Origin of the sequence: Pseudomonas sp. B33.4 (genome assembly GCF_034555375.1) — a bacterium.
Lineage (GTDB): Bacteria > Pseudomonadota > Gammaproteobacteria > Pseudomonadales > Pseudomonadaceae > Aquipseudomonas.
Map to the genome: position 1 here is coordinate 6,575,016 of NZ_CP140706.1, position 18,246 is coordinate 6,593,261.

Here is an 18,246-nt window from a genome sequence, read left to right on the forward strand (position 1 = left end):
AGCTGGATCCTCTGAATATTTGAACCGTTAAACCGCGGCAGCGCCGCCGACGATTTCCGAGATCTCTTGGGTGATCGCAGCCTGACGCGCCTTGTTGTAGATCAGCTGCAAATCGCTGATCAAATCACCGGCGTTGTCGGTAGCGTTCTTCATCGCGATCATCCGCGCAGCTTGTTCAGCCGCGTTGTTCTCGACCACCGCCTGGTAGACCTGCGACTCAACGTAGCGGACCATCAAGCCGTCAAGCAGCTCTTTGGCATCCGGTTCGTAGAGATAGTCCCAGTGGTGCTTGAGATCCTGATCCGGGGTGGCCACCAGTGGAATCAACTGCTCCACGGTAGGCTGTTGCGTCATGGTGTTGATGAACTTGTTGGACACCACGGACAGGCGGTCAATACGGCCGTCCAGGTAGGCATCCAGCATCACCTTGACGCTGCCGATCAGATCATTGATCGACGGCTCTTCACCCAGGTGGCTGATAGCTGCAACGACGTTACCGCCGAAGTTGCGGAAAAAGGCCGCACCCTTGCTACCAACAACACACAGATCAATCTCGACGCCGTTTTCGCGGTTTACCGCCATGTCCTTGACCAGGGCCTTGAACAGGTTGGTGTTCAAGCCACCGCACAAACCACGGTCACTGCTCACAACGACATAACCAACACGCTTGATTTCGCGGTCGATCATGAACGGGTGGCGGTATTCCGGGTTGGCGTTGGCCAGATGCCCAATTACCTGGCGGATACGCTCCGCATAAGGACGGCTAGCAGCCATGCGCATTTGTGCCTTGCGCATTTTGCTGACCGCCACTTTTTCCATGGCGCTGGTAATCTTTTGCGTGCTTTTGATGCTCGCAATCTTACTGCGAATCTCTTTTGCGCCTGCCATGTAACACCTATCAGGTTAGCAAGCGGGAGCCTCGCGGCTCCCGCTGCGGCTTACCAGGTTTGGGTGGCCTTGAACTTCTCGATACCGGCTTTCATGCCAGCGTCGATTTCGTCATTGAAGTCACCTTTAACGTTGATCTTGGCCATCAAATCGGCGTGATCGCGGTTGAAGAAAGCAATCAGCGCTTGTTCGAAGCTGCCGATCTTGGCGATTTCAATGTCAGTCAGGAACCCACGCTCAGCGGCATACAGCGACAGCGCCATGTCAGCGATCGACATTGGTGCGTATTGCTTCTGCTTCATCAGCTCGGTAACGCGCTGACCATGCTCAAGTTGCTTACGGGTCGCTTCGTCCAGGTCAGAAGCGAACTGGGCGAATGCCGCCAGTTCACGGTACTGAGCCAGAGCGGTACGGATACCACCGGACAGCTTCTTGATGATCTTGGTCTGAGCGGCACCACCCACACGGGATACCGAAACACCGGCGTTCACTGCAGGGCGGATGCCCGAGTTGAACATGGCCGATTCCAGGAAGATCTGACCGTCGGTGATGGAAATCACGTTGGTCGGAACGAACGCGGAAACGTCGCCAGCCTGGGTTTCGATGATCGGCAGTGCGGTCAGGGAACCGGTTTTGCCGGTCACTGCGCCGTTGGTGAACTTCTCTACATATTCTTCCGAAACGCGGGATGCGCGCTCCAGCAGACGGGAGTGGAGATAGAACACGTCGCCTGGGTAAGCTTCACGGCCTGGTGGACGGCGCAGCAGCAGGGAAATCTGGCGGTAAGCCACTGCTTGCTTGGACAGATCGTCATAAACGATCAGCGCGTCTTCACCGCGGTCGCGGAAGAATTCACCCATGGTGCAACCGGAGTACGGTGCCAGGAATTGCAGCGCAGGAGATTCCGAAGCACTGGCAGCCACGATGATCGTGTTGGCCAGGGCGCCGTTTTCTTCCAGCTTGCGAACCACGTTGGCGATGGTCGATTGCTTCTGACCAATAGCTACGTAGACGCAGAAAATGCCGCTGTCTTTCTGGTTGATGATCGCGTCGATCGCCAGAGCGGTTTTACCGATCTGACGGTCACCGATGATCAGCTCACGCTGGCCACGGCCGACAGGAATCATGGCATCGACAGCCTTGTAGCCAGTCTGTACAGGCTGGTCTACCGACTTACGCCAGATCACGCCCGGAGCAACTTTCTCGACCGCGTCGGTCTCGGTGTTGCCCAGTGGACCTTTGCCGTCAACAGGGTTACCCAGTGCGTCGACTACGCGACCCAGCAGTTCCTTACCAACCGGAACTTCGAGGATGCGGCCGGTGCACTTGGCGCTCATGCCTTCAGCCAGAGACTGGTAAGCGCCCAGTACAACGGCACCTACGGAGTCTTGCTCCAGGTTGAGGGCCATACCGTAGACGCCGCCCGGAAACTCGATCATCTCGCCGTACATTACGTCGGCCAGACCGTGAATCCGCACGATGCCGTCAGATACGCTGACGACAGTGCCTTCGTTACGGGCTTGGGAGGTCACATCGAGCTTGTCGATGCGGCCCTTGATAATTTCACTTATTTCGGAAGGATTGAGTTGCTGCATTGCTCTGCTGCCCCTTCAAACTCAAGATTTCAATGCTTCGGCAAGTTTCGCGATTTTGCCGCGAATCGAGCCATCGATAACCAGGTCGCCGGCGCGGATAACGACACCACCTATAAGGGCAGCATCCTCCGCAACTTGCAGGCGCACTTCCCGGTTGAGTCGTGCACTGAGAACCTTGGCGAGTTTGTCTTGCTGTTCTTGGTTCAATGCAAAAGCACTGGTCACTTCAACGTCTACCGACTTCTCTTGTTCGGCCTTGTACAGGTCGAAAAGAGCGGCAATCTCCGGCAGAAGCGGGAGACGGTCGTTTTCGGCAACGACATTGATGAAGTTCTGTGCCTTGGCATCAAACTTGTCGCCGCACACGTCAATAAACGTGGCGGCCTTTTCTGCGCTCGTCAGTCGCGGGGCCTTGAGCACGCGCTGCATGGTGTCATCTTGTGACACCGCTGCAGCCAGGCCGAGCATGGCTGACCAATTGGCCAGTTGCTGGTGGGCCTGAGCGTGCTCGAAGGCCGCCTTAGCGTAAGGTCGGGCCAACGTGGTCAGTTCTGCCATGATCGCCCTCGCTTAGATTTCAGCAGCCAGTTGGTTAACCAGCTCTGCGTGCGCGTTTTGATCGATTGTGGCACCCAGGATCTTCTCGGCGCCGCCGACAGCCAGCAAACCCACTTGGGCGCGCAGCTTGTCTTTGACACTGTTCAGTTCCTGTTCGATCTCGGCTTGAGCCTGAACCTTCACACGGTCAGCATCGACACGGGCCTTTTCAACGGCCTCTTCGACAATCTGGTTACCGCGTTTCTTGGCTTGCTCGATGATTTCAGCTGCCTGAGCTTTCGCTTCGCGCAGTTGCTGACCCGCTTTTTCTTGGGCCAACTCCAGGTCGCGAGCTGCACGGCTGGCAGCGTCCAGACCATCAGCGATCTTCTTTTGACGTTCGTGCAGAGCAGCGATGACCGGAGGCCATACATACTTCATGCAGAACAGTACAAAAATCAGGAACGCAACGGACTGGCCAATCAGGGTCGCATTAATGTTCACGCCAACACCTCGCAGTTACGTTGTCCATCACATCAAATTACTCGGAAGAATCCGGGTAATTAGCCAGCGATCTGACCAACGAACGGGTTCGCAAAGGTGAAGAACAGAGCGATACCAACACCGATCATGGTTACGGCGTCGAGCAGACCGGCAACGATGAACATTTTAACTTGCAGCATTGGAACCATTTCTGGCTGACGCGCTGCGCCTTCCAGGAACTTGCCGCCCAGCAGGCCGAAACCAATTGCGGTACCCAGTGCGCCCAGGCCGATCAACAGTGCAACAGCGATAGCGGTTAGACCAACTACAGTTTCCATCTTTCCTCCCGACTTTTACGTCGTATGGTTTAGGTTTTTTAGATTAAAGCGGTAAAACAAATCGTTTCAGGTGCCCTGTGAAGAGCCCCTTCCCGTTTGACCGGGAAGGACATCAGACTAGTCGAGACTGGCCTTAATGGTTTTCTTCGTGCGCCATCGACAGGTAGACGATGGTCAGCATCATGAAGATGAACGCCTGCAGGGTGATGATCAGGATGTGGAACACAGCCCACGCCCACTGCAGAACAACGCCCAGGCCGCTCAGCCAGAGCAGACCGCTGCCGAACATCACAGCGATCAGAATGAACACCAGCTCGCCGGCATACATGTTGCCGAACAGACGCAGAGCCAGAGAGATCGGTTTGGCGATCAGGGTCACGAATTCCAGCAGGAAGTTCACCGGGATCAGCAGCGCTTGAACGAAGATGTTCTTGCTGCCGAACGGGTGCAGGGTCAGCTCGCCGATGAAGCCGCCGAGGCCCTTGACCTTGATGCTATAGAAAATGATCAGTGCGAAAACCGAGAACGCCATGCCCAGCGTCGCGTTCGGGTCGGTAGTCGACACGGCACGGAACGGGATGTGGTGGTCGCCGGTGATCAGGATGGCCAGCTGAGGAATCCAGTCGACCGGTACCAGGTCGACGGCGTTCATCAGGAACACCCAGACGAAGATGGTCAGTGCCAGCGGTGCAATCACCGGGCTACGGCCATGGAAGCTGTCTTTCACGCTGCCATCGACGAATTCGACCAATACTTCAACGAAGTTCTGCAAAGCACCCGGCTGACCCGAAGTCGCTTTCTTTGCCGCCATGCGGAAAAGAAGTACGAAGATCAGACCCAACGCGACCGACCAGCCGAGAGTATCGACGTGGAAAGCCCAGAAGCCCATTTCTTTGGCTTCTGCTGCGGTATGGGCAAAGCCCCAGCCGCCGTTAGGTAGCTGACCGAAGGTCAGGTTCTGCAAGTGGTGCTGGATATAGCCCGAAGCGGTTGTTTCTGCCATGGTTGCCTCAAACGCCCTAAGGTCTCGAAAGTCTTGTTCTCATCAGCAGGGGAGCGAACCAGCTGACCGACTGAGTCAGCACGAACGCGCCGAATACAGCTATCGGCGCCAGTGGCTTCACACCTGCAAACACCAGTGCAAAGAGCACTGCCGTCAAAATCAGTTTGCCTGCCTCGCCGGCATAAAAAGACCGAACGATGGACTGGGCTGCTCGGGCGCCGGAAAACCGAAATGCCTTGTGAGCGAAATAAACATTGGGCAGCAAGGCTATCAGGCCTCCGCAAAGTCCCGAGTATCCGGCAACGACTCCATGCCACTGCCAGAGCGCCAAAGCGGCAATGAGCAAAATGACAAATTGAGCCATCAACACCGGAAAAACCGCCAGGCGATGGAACGGCAGGCGGTTTGGCTTGCGGGTTTCCATCACTATTGCTCTCCAATGGTCGGCTGCCAGAATTCAATAACTTGGCATAATTTGTGCCGACAAAATGCGCGCAGAGTATAGGGGCGGTTCTGCCCCTATTCAACTGTCAGGTAGTGATTTCCGACTGCGCGCTACATGAGGAAATGTTTCAGCGGATGTGTGCGAGCACACCTTGAAGCTCATCGAGGGAGTTATAACCGATCACCAACTGACCCTTTCCCTTCTTGCCATGGCGAATCTGCACCGCAGAGCCTAGGCGCTCGGCCAGACGCTGTTCGAGACGGGCGATATCCGGGTCGGGTTTGGTCGCTTCCAAAGGCTCCGGTTTGCCACTCAACCACTGGCGAACCAGTGCCTCAGTTTGGCGCACGGTGAGGCCGCGTGCGACAACATGTCGCGCCCCTTCCACCTGCTGATTGTCCGGCAGACCGAGCAAAGCACGGGCATGACCCATTTCCAGGTCGCCGTGGGACAGCATGGTCTTGATGACTTCCGGCAGTGCAATAAGCCGCAAAAGGTTAGCCACAGTGACGCGGGACTTACCCACAGCCTCGGCAACCTGCTGCTGAGTGAGCTGGAATTCCTGCTGCAAACGCTGCAGGGCCACCGCTTCCTCGATCGGGTTGAGGTCTTCGCGCTGGATGTTCTCGATCAGCGCAATGGCGATTGCAGTTTCATCCGGCACATCGCGGACCATCGCCGGGATGGTTTCCTGCCCGGCTTGCTGACTCGCACGCCAGCGACGTTCACCGGCGATGATCTCGAAGCGGCCACCGCCAATAGGGCGCACCACGATCGGCTGCATCACGCCTTGGGCCTTGATCGACGCCGCCAGTTCTTCCAGCGCCTGCGGATCCATGTCCCGGCGCGGCTGGTATTTGCCGCGCTGCAGCAGGTCCAGCGGCAAGTGCTGCAATTCACGGGTGTCAGCTTGCGCGGCTTGTTCTTCCAGCGCGCTGACGGTTGGACCACTCAGCAGTGCATCCAGTCCACGTCCGAGACCTCGTTTCTTGACGGCCATGGGGATTCCTTAAGTTGCCTGAGCGGCGGCGATGCGTGAGTTTTTGCGCTGACGACGAACCATCTCGCCTGCCAGGGCCAGATAAGCCAGGGCGCCGCGCGATTGCTTGTCGTAGGCCAGCGCCGGCATGCCGTAGCTTGGCGCTTCGGCCAGACGGATGTTGCGCGGGATCACCGTGTCGTAGAGCTGCTCGCCGAAGTGTTCCTTGAGCTGCGCCGAAACGTCGTTCATCAGGCTCAGGCGCGGATCGTACATCGTCCGCAGCAGGCCTTCGACTTTCAGGTTTGGGTTCAGCAGTTCAGCGATGCGTTTGATGTTATCCACAAGGTCGCTCAAGCCTTCGAGCGCGAAGTACTCGCACTGCATGGGGATAATTACCCCATCGGCGGCGACCAATGCGTTCAGCGTAAGCATCGACAGCGACGGCGGGCAGTCGATCAGAATGTAATCGTAATTTTCACGGATCGGCGCAAGCGCGCTGCGCAGACGGCTTTCCTTCATCTGCATTTCCAGCAGCACCACTTCGGCCGCCGTCAAGTCGCGGTTGGCCGGCAGCAGTTGGTAACCGCCGTGCTCGGAATAGTGCATGGCCTGGGCCAGATCGCATTCGCCGATCAGCAGGTCGTAGACCGAGTTTTCCAGGCCGTGTTTATCCACACCGCTACCCATGGTGGCGTTGCCCTGTGGATCGAGATCGATCAATAGCACCCGGCGCTTGGTCGCGACCAGGGATGCTGCGAGGTTGATGCAGGTGGTGGTCTTGCCCACACCACCCTTTTGGTTCGCTATCGCGAATACCTTAGCCATTCTTGCTTGTGTTCCCAATCATGCCGTGCGGCGCAGTATCAGCAGATGGCGTTGGCCTTGGCAACCGGGTACGGCCAGGGCGTGTTCGCTATCGAGTTTGAAGTCTGCCGGCAATGCTACCAGCTCATCGGCCGGATGAACGCCCTTCATTGCCAGCCAGCGTGTATCTGCATCGCCCAAGTGGCGAGTCCAGTTGGTGAAGTTCTCCATGCTGCTGAACGCCCGGGAAATGATCCCGTTGAACGGTTGCGCAGGCTGGAAGGCTTCGACACGACTGTGGATAACTTGCAGGTTATCCAGTTTGAGTTCGAGTTTGACCTGGGTCAGGAAGCGGGTTTTCTTGCCGTTGCTGTCCAGACAGGTCACTTGCGAATCCGGATACAGAATCGCCAACGGGATCCCCGGCATACCGCCGCCACTGCCGACGTCGAGCCAGCGACCGTTTTCGATGAACGACATCACGCTCAGACTATCGAGCAAGTGCCGCGAAACCATTTCGTCCGGATCGCGCACGGCAGTCAGGTTGTAGGCCTGGTTCCATTTGATCAACAGGGCCAGATAACCCAGCAGCAATTCGTGCTGGGTTTCAGTGAGATGGACACCGAGCTCGCGGGCTCCTGTGGATAACTCTTCGGCGTGTTGCGAAGTGACCTTAGAACTCAAGCGCTTTGCTCCAACTGACGGCCCGCGCCGCGTTTTTTCAAATGAATCATCAACAGCGAAATCGCTGCCGGGGTCACACCCGGGATCCGCGAAGCCTGGCCCAGCGTCTCAGGTCGAGTCGCGCCGAGCTTGCTCTGGATCTCCTTGGAGAGACCGGAAATGTTGGTGTAATCGATATCCACAGGCAATTTCGTGCCTTCACTGGCGCGCAGACGGGCGATTTCGTCCTGTTGACGATCAATGTAACCGGCGTATTTGGTCTTGATTTCAACCTGTTCGGCGACCTGTGGATCTTCGGCGCCGTTACCGGTCACTTCGACCAGACCAGCGTAGTCGATTTCCGGGCGACTCAAGAGGTTGAGCAAGTTGTATTCGTGAGTCAGCGGCGTGCCGAATTTTTCGGCAATCGCATCGCCCTGCTGCGTGTTCGGGCGAACCCACGTGCTTTTCAGGCGCTGTTCTTCGAGTTCGATGCTTTCGCGTTTCTTGCAGAAGGCCGCCCAACGGGCGTCATCGACCAGACCGAGTTCGCGACCTTTTTCGGTCAGACGCAAGTCGGCGTTGTCCTCGCGCAGGATCAGGCGGTACTCGGCACGGGAAGTGAACATGCGGTACGGCTCTTGGGTACCGAGGGTGATCAGGTCGTCGACCAACACGCCGATGTACGCTTCATCGCGACGCGGACACCAGGCTTCTTTGCCCTTGGCGCGCAGTGCCGCGTTGGCCCCGGCGAGCAAACCCTGGGCGCCGGCTTCTTCGTAACCGGTGGTGCCGTTGATTTGCCCGGCGAAAAACAGACCGCCGATGACTTTGGTCTCGAGGCTGTATTTCAAATCACGCGGATCAAAGTAGTCGTACTCGATGGCATAACCCGGACGCACGATGTGCGCGTTTTCCATGCCGCGAATCGATTGCACGATCTGCAATTGCACGTCGAACGGCAAGCTTGTGGATATCCCGTTCGGATACAGCTCGTGGGTGGTCAAACCTTCCGGTTCGATAAACACCTGATGGCTTTCCTTGTCGGCGAAGCGGTGGATCTTGTCTTCGATCGACGGGCAATAGCGCGGGCCGATGCCCTCGATTTCACCGGCAGCGGAATACATCGGCGAACGATCGAGGTTCGCCGCGATGATTTCGTGAGTGCGGGCGTTGGTGTGAGTAATCCAGCAGCTGACCTGGCGTGGATGCTGTTCTTTGTTGCCCATGAACGACATCACCGGGATCGGCGTATCGCCCGGTTGCTCGGTCATCACCGAGAAATCCACAGACTTGCCATCAATACGCGGCGGTGTGCCGGTTTTCAGGCGACCGACACGCAGTGGCAGTTCACGCAAACGGTGAGCCAGGGCAATCGAGGGCGGATCACCGGCGCGACCGCCGGAAAAATTCTGCAAACCAATGTGGATAAGTCCGCCGAGGAACGTACCGGTAGTCAACACCACGGAATCGGCGAGAAAACGCAGACCCATTTGCGTGATAACACCACGGACTTGTTCCTGCTCGACGATCAGGTCGTCAGCGGCTTGTTGAAATATCCACAGGTTCGGCTGATTTTCCAGAATTTCGCGGACTGCGGCTTTGTACAGAATCCGGTCAGCTTGCGCACGGGTCGCCCGAACGGCTGGGCCTTTGCGGCTGTTCAACACGCGAAACTGGATGCCACCCAAATCGGTAGCCGTGGCCATCGCGCCGCCGAGGGCATCGATTTCCTTGACCAGATGGCTTTTGCCAATGCCACCGATGGCCGGGTTGCAACTCATGGCACCGAGGGTTTCCACGTTATGCGTCAGCAACAGGGTTTTTGCCCCCATACGTGCTGAGGCCAGTGCTGCCTCGGTACCGGCATGACCGCCGCCGATGACGATCACTTCAAAACGGGAAGGGAAATCCACCACGCACCTCGTGCCTGCTTAAGTAGGTAATTCAGGAATAGTTTGAGATCAGGTTTCTGGACCTGGTCGACAAGTATAGGGACTTCGCCCTTCCTAAAGAACCCTTTGCACAAAATTTAACCAGCTGTGGAGAACTCGAGGTTAAAAGAATAAAAAAGAGAGAAATTTATAAAACCTTTGTTTTTATGTTTATTTCTACTGAGCATAATTTCTGTGGATAGATCGCTACAGACCTTAATATTCAATATGTACAGAGTTTCAAAACCCTGTGTTCATGTGCCAATGAGGGCCTTGGATAACCAGTTTAAGCCTGTGGATTAAAGGGGTGGTTATCCACAGAGGGGGTTATATCCAGTTTTGAAGCGCTGTTATCAACCGACCTCAGTGGCAGTTATTCACAGGGCTTAATCCACAGAAAATCGACCAAATGGCTTTTTCAGGGCGCAAAAAAAAGCGCCACCGAAAGATCGGTGACGACCAGAAAGCCAATAGAGGGATGTGAAAGGGCTATTGTGAGAGAACGTAACAGAGGCTAATAATAGCCATTATCATTAACTCGCCAGTTTCCTTCATGTCCCTACCCGCCCATCATGCTGCGATCGAGCAAATTTACGAGCAACACCATTCGTGGCTATATGGATGGCTCAAGGGCAAGTTGCATGACGCCTGCGATGCGGCCGATGTCGCGCATGACACCTTCGTGCGGATCCTCGCGGCACGGAATGCCGCGCAGATTCGCGAACCGCGGGATTATTTGGCAACCATTGCACGCGGTCTGGTGATTGATCGGTATCGACGACAGGCTATCGAAGTCGCCTATTTGCAGACCTTGGCTGCTCGACCGGAAGCCACCGCCATCAGCGAAGAAGACAAGGTGCTGATCATCGAAACGTTGATCGCTGTGGATAAAGCCCTGGCTGGCTTGGGCACGCGAACTCAGCAGATCTTCATGCTTTCGCAGATCGACGGCCGGACTTATCAACAGATCGCCGTGCAGTTGAAAGTTTCCCTGACCACAGTAAAGAAGCACATGATCCGCGCTTTGACGGAATGTGCCCTGATCATGGCGCAACGCTGATGGCCATCGCCCCCAACCGCAAAGTGTTCGAAGCCGCTGCCGGTTGGTACGTGCAGTTTCAGGCCGATTCGCCGACGCTAGCCGAACAGAAAGCCTGGCAGCTGTGGATAGATAGTGATCCAGCGCATCTGGCAGCCTGGAACCAGATGGAACAACTGCAGCGCCATCTCGGCACGCTGCCACAGGATCTGAAACGCCGTGCGTTGAATACCGGCCAACAACGGCGCCAGGTACTGAAGCTGTTGCTGCTCGCGACAGGGACAGGGTTGTTGGGTTGGAACGCTCAGCAACATACATCCCTGGGGAATGTCTGGGCCGACTACAAAACCGGCGTTGGCCAGCGTCGTAGCATTTCAATGGCGGATGGCAGCCAGATCCAGCTCAACACCGACACCGCCATTGATGTGTCCTTCGATGCGGTGCAGCGCCTGATTCGCTTGCGCTCGGGTGAGATCCTCATTCAAACCGGCAAGCTTGGCGATCAGCGGCCGTTTTTTGTCGAGACTCGCGATGGCCGGATTCAAGCGTTGGGCACGCGTTTTTCTGTGCATAAGCTGTCGGGCTCAACGCGGGTCGGCGTGCTGGAAGATCGGGTCAGCGTGCAACCCGCTGATCCATCGACGGCCGCGATGATCTTGAAGGCAGGCGAAGGCGCGGACTTCGATAGTCGGCATATCGGACTGCTTCATCCCTTTAAACCTTCGGCAGTAGCGTGGACCAACGGCCAGTTGATTGTGCTCGATGCGCGGTTGGGCGAGGTGATCGAAGAGCTGGGGCGTTATCGCAGCGGAGTTTTGCACTGCGATAGCCGCGCCCGGGATCTACGTGTATCCGGCACCTTTCGGCTCGATTCCACCGATGCCGTGCTGGCCAATCTTCAGGCGTCGCTGCCGATCAACGTACGCTATTTCACCCGCTACTGGGTCTCGATCAGCCACAACGCTTGAATGAAATTTCAACTAGGCAAAATAAATCGACAACAGGGTTATCTTTTTCTGACCTGACCCGGCCCTACAGGTAATCGCGATAAACGCGGCTCTTTTGCCACCTTCAGGGCTTATCCAAACATGCGTCTTCCCACGTTTCGCCAGCGTTTTTCCTACCACTGCATTGCTTACAGCCTACTGATGACCAGTGCCGCGTCCTGCCTGGTGATTAGCCATAACGCCGTCGCTGCATCGGTAGTCCAGCGTTATGCCATCGCCGCCGGCCCGCTGGACAATGCTTTGAGCCAGTTCGCCTCGGCCTCCAACGTGATTCTGTCGTTCTCACCGCAACAGACCGGCCGCATGCGCAGCGCCGGGCTGAACGGTAGCTTCACCGTCGATCAGGGATTCGCCGAACTGCTGCAAGGCTCGGGTTTGCAAGCCGTACCGCAGGCGCCGGGCAGCTATATTCTGCAGGCGCTGCCGAACGGCGATTCATTGGAGCTGGCCCCGACCAACATCAACGGCCAGTTGGCCAACCCGATGAATCTGGATTACGCGGCTGACGTCGGCTACAAGGCACAGAACAGTCGGATTGGTACCAAAACCAGTACCCCGTTGTCGGAAACGCCGCGCTCGGTATCCGTCGTAACCGCCCAGCGCATGAAAGATCAGAAATCTCAGACACTCACCGAGGTACTCGGCTACGTGCCGGGGATCTTTGCCCCACCGTTCGCCGCCGGCGACAGCCTGGCGGGGGATCTGTTCTACATTCGTGGTTTCAACGCCACCGATTACGGCTACGGTCTGTTGCGCGATGGACTACGCGTACAAGGCAATCGTTATGACACCAGCACCGAGCCTTATGGACTTGAACGGGTAGAGGTTTTCCGCGGCCCGTCTTCTCTTCTTTACGGGGAAAACGCCCCCGGCGGTCTGGTCAATCTGGTGAGCAAACGCCCGACCGCCGCACCACAAGGCGAAGTGCAATTAGGTTATGGATCGAACAATCGCCGGCAGATCGGCGTTGATGTCTCCGGCCCGCTCAATGACAGCGGCAACGTGCTCGGGCGCGTAGTGATGCTCGGGCGCAAGTCCGACACCCAGACCGACCACGTACCGGATGACCGAATCTACATCGCGCCATCGCTGACCCTGAATTTCGATGATTACAACACGCTGACCCTGCTGGCCAACTACCAGAAGGATCACACCAACATGGAACTTGGCCTACCGGCCGCCGGGACTTTGCTGACCAACCCCAACGGCAAGTTATCCAAAGGCTCCATGCTCGGCGACCCGGACTGGAACACTTTCGAACGGGAAACCTGGAGCACCGGTTACGAGTTCAGCCACTCGTTCAACGACGACTGGCAGTTCCGCCAGAACTCGCGCTACATGCAGTCGCGCATTACCCGTCACGAAACCTGGCCGGGCAACCTCAACAACGCCGGGTTCGGTACGCGTTTGAACATGACCGCCTACGATCGCTTCAACAAATCGATGGTGTACTCGCTGGATAACCAACTGGAAGGCAAATTCCAGGTCGGCGGTCTGGAGAATACCGTGCTGTTCGGCGCCAGCTACGATCGCACTTCCTTCAATCAGGACTGGAACGCTGGCATCGTCGGGCCGATCGATGTGTATAACCCGGTGTACCTGCGCGACCCGACCACGCCGATTGCGGTGCAAAACACCTTGCTGGAACAGCAGATGAAAGGGGTTTATGCACAGATCCAGAGCAAGTATGACCACTGGCTGTTCCTCCTAGGTGGCCGTCAGGATTGGGTCGACAGTGATTTTCGCGACAAGGTCGCTCAGTCGAGCGACATCAGCTCCGAGGATAAGAAATTCACCTATCAGGGCGGCGTGATGTACCAGTTCGACAACGGCATGACGCCGTATGTCAGCTATTCCACTTCGTTCGTGCCGGTGCAGCAGATTTCCAATGCCGGCGCGCCACTCGACCCAATCACCAGCAGCCAATACGAAGTGGGTCTGAAGTACGAACCGATCGGCTGGGACACTGCCTTTACTGCGTCGGTGTATGACCTGCGCAAAAAAGACGACACCTACTTCGACGCCACCACGTCGAGCTATCGCCAAGTGGGCGAAAGCCGCTCCAAGGGTGTGGAACTGGAGCTAAACAGCAACCTGACCCAGAACCTCAACGTGACTGCGGCTTACACCTACACCGACGCGCGAATCACCAAGGATGCCGCGACGTCATTGGTCAAAGGCCATCAAATGACCGGCGTGCCGCGTAATCAGGCTTCGGTCTGGGGGAAATACCGCTTCCTTGATGGCGACTTGAAAGGCCTGTACGTGGGAGGTGGTGTGCGTTACTTCGACAGTGCCTTCGCTTACACCTCGCCTTCTCTCTACGGCAAGCTGGATGCCGGCGACGTCACCTTGGTGGATGCAGCCATCGGTTATCAGATCGATACGCACTGGAGCGTCGACCTGAATGCGAAGAATCTGTTCGACAAGGAATATGTGTCGGGATGCAACGATGCCGGCCGCTGTTACTGGGGAGAAGATCGCACCTTGCTGGGTACGGTGTCTTACAACTGGTAAAACGAAAGAGGGGCTGTGGATAAATTCTCCACGCCCCTTTTTCATTTGCCGATGCAGAAGCTGGAAAAGATTCTTCCCAGCAGATCATCAGAGCTGAAAGCCCCGGTGATTTCACCGAGAGAATGCTGGGCCTGACGCAGATCTTCGGCCAGTAACTCCCCAGCGCCAGCCAAGGTCAGCTGTGCGCGGCCGTGTTCCAGCGCTGCACTGGCGTGGCGCAATGCCTCCAGATGGCGGCGCCGTGCGCTGAAGCTGCTTTCCGACGTCTGCTCGTAACCCATGCAGGCTTTGAGATGATCGCGCAACAGATCCAGACCTTCACCGGCCGACTTGGCGCTTAGACTGATCGTCACGTGCCCGTCTTCACTGGTTTCCAGAACAATGGCTTCGCCAGTCAGATCGGCCTTGTTGCGGATCAAGGTGACTTTCGCCGGATCCGGCCGGGTTTCGAGGAATTCAGGCCAGAGGGCAAACGGATCCAGCGCTTCCGGAGCGGTCGCATCGACTACCAGCAACACCCGATCCGCTTCACCAATGGCTTTCAATGCCCGTTCAACCCCGATCTTTTCCACCTGATCATCGGTATCGCGCAGACCAGCAGTATCGACAACGTGCAGCGGCATGCCATCGATGTGGATATGTTCGCGCAGAATATCGCGGGTGGTGCCGGCAATCTCGGTGACGATCGCCGCTTCGCGACCAGCCAACGCATTCAAGAGGCTGGACTTGCCAGCATTCGGACGACCGGCAATCACCACCGTCATACCATCGCGGAGCAAGGCACCCTGCCCGGCCTCACGCAGTACTGTGGATAATTCATCACGGACTTTGTCGAGCATGCTCAGCACGTGGCCATCGGCGAGGAAGTCGATTTCTTCTTCCGGGAAGTCGATGGCGGCTTCGACGTAGATGCGCAGGCCGATCAGTTGTTCGGTCAAGTTATGCACACGCTGGGAAAACGCACCTTGCAAGGAACGCAGGGCATTGCGCGCCGCCTGTGCAGAACTGGCTTCGATCAGATCGGCAATCGCCTCGGCCTGGGCCAGGTCGAGTTTGTCATTGAGGAAGGCGCGTTCACTGAACTCACCCGGACGGGCCAAGCGGCAACCCAATTCCAGGCAACGCTTGAGCAACATATCCAGAACGATCGGGCCACCGTGGCCCTGCAATTCCAGAACGTCTTCGCCGGTGAACGAGTTTGGCCCCGGGAAATACAGCGCCAGACCTTCATCGAGCACTTGCTGGTCATCGCTGAAAAACGCGCCGTAATGGGCGTAACGCGGTTTCAGTTCGCGGCCGCTGATGGCTTTCGCCGCAACACTGGCCAACGGCCCGGAAATACGGACGATGCCCACACCACCACGACCTTGAGCGGTGGCGACAGCGGCGATGGTTTCACGAGGTACGCTCATTAACCGGAATCCAGACAAAAATGACAGATAGCAAAACGCCCCACTAGGGGGCGTTTTGAGTGGTTATCCACAGTGTAAATCAAGCGGCTGCTTTGGTAGCCCGTTCGATCTTACGCGTGATGTACCACTGTTGGGTGATGGACAGGCAGTTGTTCACAACCCAGTACAGCACCAGACCTGCAGGGAACCACAGGAAGAAGAAGGTGAAGATGATTGGCATCATTTTCATGACCTTCGCCTGCATCGGATCCGGCGGAGTCGGGTTCAGCTGCTGCTGGATGAACATGGTTGCGCCCATGATGATCGGCAGAATGAAGAACGGATCCTTGATCGACAGGTCAGTGATCCACAGCATGAACGGCGCCTGGCGCATTTCCACGCTTTCCAGCAGAACCCAGTACAGCGAGAGGAAAACCGGCATCTGCACGAGGATCGGCAAGCAACCACCCAGCGGATTGATCTTCTCTTTCTTGTACAGCTCCATCATGGCTTGCGACATTTTCTGCCGGTCATCGCCATGTTGCTCTTTCAGCGCAGCCAATTTCGGCGCAACGGCACGCATACGCGCCATCGATTTGTAGCTGGCAGCCGACAGAGGGAAGAAAAGACCCTTGATCAGCATGGTCAGGAAGATGATCGACCAGCCCCAGTTACCAACGATCGCGTGGATGTGTTGCAGCAGCCAGAAGATTGGCTGGGCAATGAACCACAGAATGCCGTAGTCGACGGTCAGTTCCAGACCTGGGGACAACTCTTTCAGTACTGCCTGGCTTTTCGGACCGGCATACAGCACAGCGCTGGTTTCAACTTTGGCACCCGGAGCAGCGGTCAGTGTAGGACCGGTGTAACCGATGATGTAGTTGCCTTTGCTGTCTTTACGGGTCTGGACGATGTTGTTTTCGCCCTTGGCCGGAATCCACGCAGTCACGAAGTAGTGTTGCAGCCAGGCTACCCAACCACCGGTGACGGTTTCTTTCAGCTGTGCCTTGTCCATGTCCTTCATGGACACTTTCTTGTACGGCTCCGAACTTGTCCACAGGGCTGCGCCCAGGTAAGTCGCGGTGCCAGTAGCAGTAGTGGACGAAGGGTCAGCGCTGTTATCACGCTTCAACTGAGCAAACATTGCGCCGTTCCAGGGCTGAGCGCTCTGGTTATCCACAATGTAGGAAACGGCTACGTCATACAGGCCGCGTTTCAGGGTGAAACGCTTGATGTAATTGACGCCGTCCTTGCTGAACTTCAGGTCTACGACCAGTTGGTCCTGACCGTCAGCCAGTTGATAAGTCTTCTTCTCCGAGGAGTAGACCGGACGACCGGCCGGATTTGCGTCCGGGCCGTTGGTGCCGATCAGACCGCTTTGAGCCAGATAAACACGTTCGCCGCCGTTATCGAACAGCTGGAACGGAACATCAGGACGATCCTGACGACGTGGATACAGAGGCAAGGTCAGTTGAGCGACATCGCCACCTTGTGGATCGATTGCGAGATCGAGCACGTCGGTTTTGATCTGGATCAGATCCTTGCTGGCGGCTACCGGAGTTTCGGCAGGTGCGCTGGTATCGCTTGCGGCGCGCGGAATATCGTCACTGGCGGCAGCATTATTGCCAGTGGCGGTGTCCGGCAAACCGGATGTAGTCGTACTGGAAGCAACATTCTGAGTCGGCAGGGCAGCCTGACCATAGTCCTGGTTCCATTTAAGGACCATAACGTAGGCCACGATTGCCAGGGCGACGATCAGGATCGTGCGTTTGATATCCATGATTACTCGGCCATCGAAGAAGAACGGGAGGTAGGGATAGGTGGAACCGGGTCATAACCACCGGGATTCCACGGATGACAGCGACCTAAACGACGAAAGGCCAGCCAGCCACCGCGCAGAAGGCCATGATTTTCGATGGCTTCTAACGCGTAGCAGGAACAACTGGGGTAGAAACGACAGTGGTTGGCCATTAAAGGACTAATGGCATAGCGATAAAACTGGATCGGAACGAGGGCCAGTTTACGCATCTGGACTGTCTACCCCTACAGTTTCGGTTTTGACTTCTGGAACTGGCTTGCTGCGTGCCAGACGCTTCCAGAGCTTGCCGAAATGCTGAATCAATTCGGGGTTTTCTACATCGCCCAGACCTTTGCGCGCGACGATAACAATATCCCAGCCGACCAGTGAATCCTGGTGCAGACGGAACGATTCGCGCATCAAACGTTTGAGGCGATTGCGCTCAACGGAGAGCTTTACGCTCTTTTTCCCGATAACCAGCCCGAGACGGGGGTGATCAAGACCGTTGTTGCGTGCAAGGAGCAGGAGATTTTTCCCCGGAACCTTGCCGGTAGGGGAGTCAAAGACTGCCTTGAAATGCCGGGGAGTAAGCAGACGCTTTTCCCGACTGAAGTCCTGACTCACCTCCAGTACCGGATTATCAAACTGCCAGACGCGCACGACCTTTGGCGCGACGACGCGACAGGACTGCGCGGCCGTTCTTGGTAGCCATGCGAGCACGGAAACCGTGGGTACGAGCGCGTTTGATAGTGCTTGGTTGGAAAGTACGTTTCATGTCGTGTTACCTGGTTCGTCCACAACGGGCCGGAATGGCCCCCGTTT

The 18,246-nt window shown here is 56.6% G+C and carries 19 protein-coding genes; 3 read left to right on the top strand and 16 right to left on the bottom strand.

The window, feature by feature from the left end; all coding sequences use genetic code 11:
* Nucleotides 1–27 precede the first annotated feature (27 nt).
* The 11 genes from atpG to mnmG form a co-directional block, all read right to left on the bottom strand.
* On the bottom strand, nucleotides 28–888 hold the full coding sequence (atpG, locus tag U6037_RS29235) for a F0F1 ATP synthase subunit gamma (protein WP_007911960.1): 861 nt from the start codon (nucleotides 886–888) through the stop codon (nucleotides 28–30).
* A gap of 50 nt (nucleotides 889–938) precedes the next feature.
* Nucleotides 939–2,483 carry a F0F1 ATP synthase subunit alpha gene (atpA, locus tag U6037_RS29240; RefSeq protein WP_016984064.1) on the bottom strand — a complete coding sequence of 515 codons (1,545 nt, stop codon included), beginning with the start codon at nucleotides 2,481–2,483 and terminating at the stop codon, nucleotides 939–941.
* Nucleotides 2,484–2,504: 21 nt separating this feature from the next.
* Nucleotides 2,505–3,041, bottom strand: coding sequence for a F0F1 ATP synthase subunit delta (locus U6037_RS29245; protein ID WP_007911956.1), 537 nt, complete (start codon nucleotides 3,039–3,041; stop codon nucleotides 2,505–2,507).
* 12 nt (nucleotides 3,042–3,053) lie between these two features.
* Nucleotides 3,054–3,524 carry a F0F1 ATP synthase subunit B gene (locus tag U6037_RS29250; RefSeq protein ID WP_003229781.1) on the bottom strand — a complete coding sequence of 157 codons (471 nt, stop codon included), beginning with the start codon at nucleotides 3,522–3,524 and terminating at the stop codon, nucleotides 3,054–3,056.
* 59 nt (nucleotides 3,525–3,583) lie between these two features.
* Nucleotides 3,584–3,841, bottom strand: a complete 258-nt coding sequence (gene atpE / locus U6037_RS29255) for a F0F1 ATP synthase subunit C (protein WP_003097235.1) — start codon at nucleotides 3,839–3,841, stop codon at nucleotides 3,584–3,586.
* Nucleotides 3,842–3,974: 133 nt separating this feature from the next.
* Nucleotides 3,975–4,844 (bottom strand): F0F1 ATP synthase subunit A, encoded by an 870-nt coding sequence (gene atpB, locus U6037_RS29260; protein WP_034152183.1) that lies wholly within the window; start codon nucleotides 4,842–4,844, stop codon nucleotides 3,975–3,977.
* A 16-nt stretch (nucleotides 4,845–4,860) separates the two neighbouring features.
* On the bottom strand, nucleotides 4,861–5,268 hold the full coding sequence (locus tag U6037_RS29265; RefSeq protein WP_003229783.1) for a F0F1 ATP synthase subunit I: 408 nt from the start codon (nucleotides 5,266–5,268) through the stop codon (nucleotides 4,861–4,863).
* A gap of 148 nt (nucleotides 5,269–5,416) precedes the next feature.
* Entirely contained in the window at nucleotides 5,417–6,289 is an 873-nt protein-coding gene (locus U6037_RS29270) for a ParB/RepB/Spo0J family partition protein (protein WP_322845371.1), read from the bottom strand.
* Between the two features lie 9 nt (nucleotides 6,290–6,298).
* Nucleotides 6,299–7,096 carry a ParA family protein gene (locus tag U6037_RS29275; RefSeq protein WP_007911909.1) on the bottom strand — a complete coding sequence of 266 codons (798 nt, stop codon included), beginning with the start codon at nucleotides 7,094–7,096 and terminating at the stop codon, nucleotides 6,299–6,301.
* Between the two features lie 18 nt (nucleotides 7,097–7,114).
* On the bottom strand, nucleotides 7,115–7,759 hold the full coding sequence (gene rsmG, locus U6037_RS29280) for a 16S rRNA (guanine(527)-N(7))-methyltransferase RsmG (protein ID WP_064116544.1): 645 nt from the start codon (nucleotides 7,757–7,759) through the stop codon (nucleotides 7,115–7,117).
* On the bottom strand, nucleotides 7,756–9,654 hold the full coding sequence (gene mnmG, locus U6037_RS29285) for a tRNA uridine-5-carboxymethylaminomethyl(34) synthesis enzyme MnmG (RefSeq protein WP_322845372.1): 1,899 nt from the start codon (nucleotides 9,652–9,654) through the stop codon (nucleotides 7,756–7,758). The genes rsmG and mnmG overlap by 4 nt, the downstream gene beginning before the upstream one ends.
* A 571-nt stretch (nucleotides 9,655–10,225) precedes the next feature.
* Here mnmG and U6037_RS29290 point away from each other — a divergent pair.
* The 3 genes from U6037_RS29290 to U6037_RS29300 all read left to right on the top strand — a co-directional run bounded on the left by U6037_RS29290 (nucleotide 10,226) and on the right by U6037_RS29300 (nucleotide 14,235).
* Nucleotides 10,226–10,732, top strand: coding sequence for a sigma-70 family RNA polymerase sigma factor (locus tag U6037_RS29290; RefSeq protein WP_322845373.1), 507 nt, complete (start codon nucleotides 10,226–10,228; stop codon nucleotides 10,730–10,732).
* Nucleotides 10,732–11,679: a FecR domain-containing protein gene (locus tag U6037_RS29295; protein WP_322845374.1), complete on the top strand. Its 948-nt coding sequence runs from the start codon at nucleotides 10,732–10,734 to the stop codon at nucleotides 11,677–11,679. Before U6037_RS29290 ends, U6037_RS29295 begins: the two co-directional genes overlap by 1 nt.
* A 120-nt stretch (nucleotides 11,680–11,799) precedes the next feature.
* Complete coding sequence (locus U6037_RS29300) at nucleotides 11,800–14,235, top strand: TonB-dependent siderophore receptor (protein WP_322845375.1); 2,436 nt, start codon at nucleotides 11,800–11,802, stop codon at nucleotides 14,233–14,235.
* Nucleotides 14,236–14,276: 41 nt separating this feature from the next.
* Here the strand turns inward: U6037_RS29300 and mnmE are convergent, their stop codons facing one another.
* The 5 genes from mnmE to rpmH form a co-directional block, all read right to left on the bottom strand.
* A complete protein-coding gene (gene mnmE, locus U6037_RS29305; RefSeq protein WP_322845376.1) occupies nucleotides 14,277–15,647 on the bottom strand; it encodes a tRNA uridine-5-carboxymethylaminomethyl(34) synthesis GTPase MnmE in 1,371 nt (456 codons plus the stop codon).
* A 79-nt stretch (nucleotides 15,648–15,726) separates the two neighbouring features.
* On the bottom strand, nucleotides 15,727–17,406 hold the full coding sequence (gene yidC, locus U6037_RS29310; protein WP_064389679.1) for a membrane protein insertase YidC: 1,680 nt from the start codon (nucleotides 17,404–17,406) through the stop codon (nucleotides 15,727–15,729).
* 2 nt (nucleotides 17,407–17,408) lie between these two features.
* Nucleotides 17,409–17,654, bottom strand: coding sequence for a membrane protein insertion efficiency factor YidD (yidD, locus tag U6037_RS29315; RefSeq protein ID WP_077430980.1), 246 nt, complete (start codon nucleotides 17,652–17,654; stop codon nucleotides 17,409–17,411).
* Nucleotides 17,647–18,048, bottom strand: a complete 402-nt coding sequence (rnpA, locus tag U6037_RS29320) for a ribonuclease P protein component (RefSeq protein ID WP_322847374.1) — start codon at nucleotides 18,046–18,048, stop codon at nucleotides 17,647–17,649. The genes yidD and rnpA overlap by 8 nt, the downstream gene beginning before the upstream one ends.
* A gap of 16 nt (nucleotides 18,049–18,064) precedes the next feature.
* Nucleotides 18,065–18,199 carry a 50S ribosomal protein L34 gene (gene rpmH, locus U6037_RS29325; RefSeq protein WP_003213577.1) on the bottom strand — a complete coding sequence of 45 codons (135 nt, stop codon included), beginning with the start codon at nucleotides 18,197–18,199 and terminating at the stop codon, nucleotides 18,065–18,067.
* Nucleotides 18,200–18,246: the final 47 nt, after the last annotated feature.

Coding starts and splice junctions, on each gene's coding strand:
- atpG (WP_007911960.1), bottom strand. CDS start 888: ATGGCAGGCGCAAAAGAGATTCGCAGTAAGATTGCGAGCATCAAAAGC.
- atpA (WP_016984064.1), bottom strand. CDS start 2,483: ATGCAGCAACTCAATCCTTCCGAAATAAGTGAAATTATCAAGGGCCGC.
- U6037_RS29245 (WP_007911956.1), bottom strand. CDS start 3,041: ATGGCAGAACTGACCACGTTGGCCCGACCTTACGCTAAGGCGGCCTTC.
- atpE (WP_003097235.1), bottom strand. CDS start 3,841: ATGGAAACTGTAGTTGGTCTAACCGCTATCGCTGTTGCACTGTTGATC.
- atpB (WP_034152183.1), bottom strand. CDS start 4,844: ATGGCAGAAACAACCGCTTCGGGCTATATCCAGCACCACTTGCAGAAC.
- U6037_RS29265 (WP_003229783.1), bottom strand. CDS start 5,268: ATGGAAACCCGCAAGCCAAACCGCCTGCCGTTCCATCGCCTGGCGGTT.
- U6037_RS29270 (WP_322845371.1), bottom strand. CDS start 6,289: ATGGCCGTCAAGAAACGAGGTCTCGGACGTGGACTGGATGCACTGCTG.
- U6037_RS29275 (WP_007911909.1), bottom strand. CDS start 7,096: ATGGCTAAGGTATTCGCGATAGCGAACCAAAAGGGTGGTGTGGGCAAG.
- U6037_RS29290 (WP_322845373.1), top strand. CDS start 10,226: ATGTCCCTACCCGCCCATCATGCTGCGATCGAGCAAATTTACGAGCAA.
- U6037_RS29295 (WP_322845374.1), top strand. CDS start 10,732: ATGGCCATCGCCCCCAACCGCAAAGTGTTCGAAGCCGCTGCCGGTTGG.
- U6037_RS29300 (WP_322845375.1), top strand. CDS start 11,800: ATGCGTCTTCCCACGTTTCGCCAGCGTTTTTCCTACCACTGCATTGCT.
- mnmE (WP_322845376.1), bottom strand. CDS start 15,647: ATGAGCGTACCTCGTGAAACCATCGCCGCTGTCGCCACCGCTCAAGGT.
- yidC (WP_064389679.1), bottom strand. CDS start 17,406: ATGGATATCAAACGCACGATCCTGATCGTCGCCCTGGCAATCGTGGCC.
- yidD (WP_077430980.1), bottom strand. CDS start 17,654: ATGCGTAAACTGGCCCTCGTTCCGATCCAGTTTTATCGCTATGCCATT.
- rpmH (WP_003213577.1), bottom strand. CDS start 18,199: ATGAAACGTACTTTCCAACCAAGCACTATCAAACGCGCTCGTACCCAC.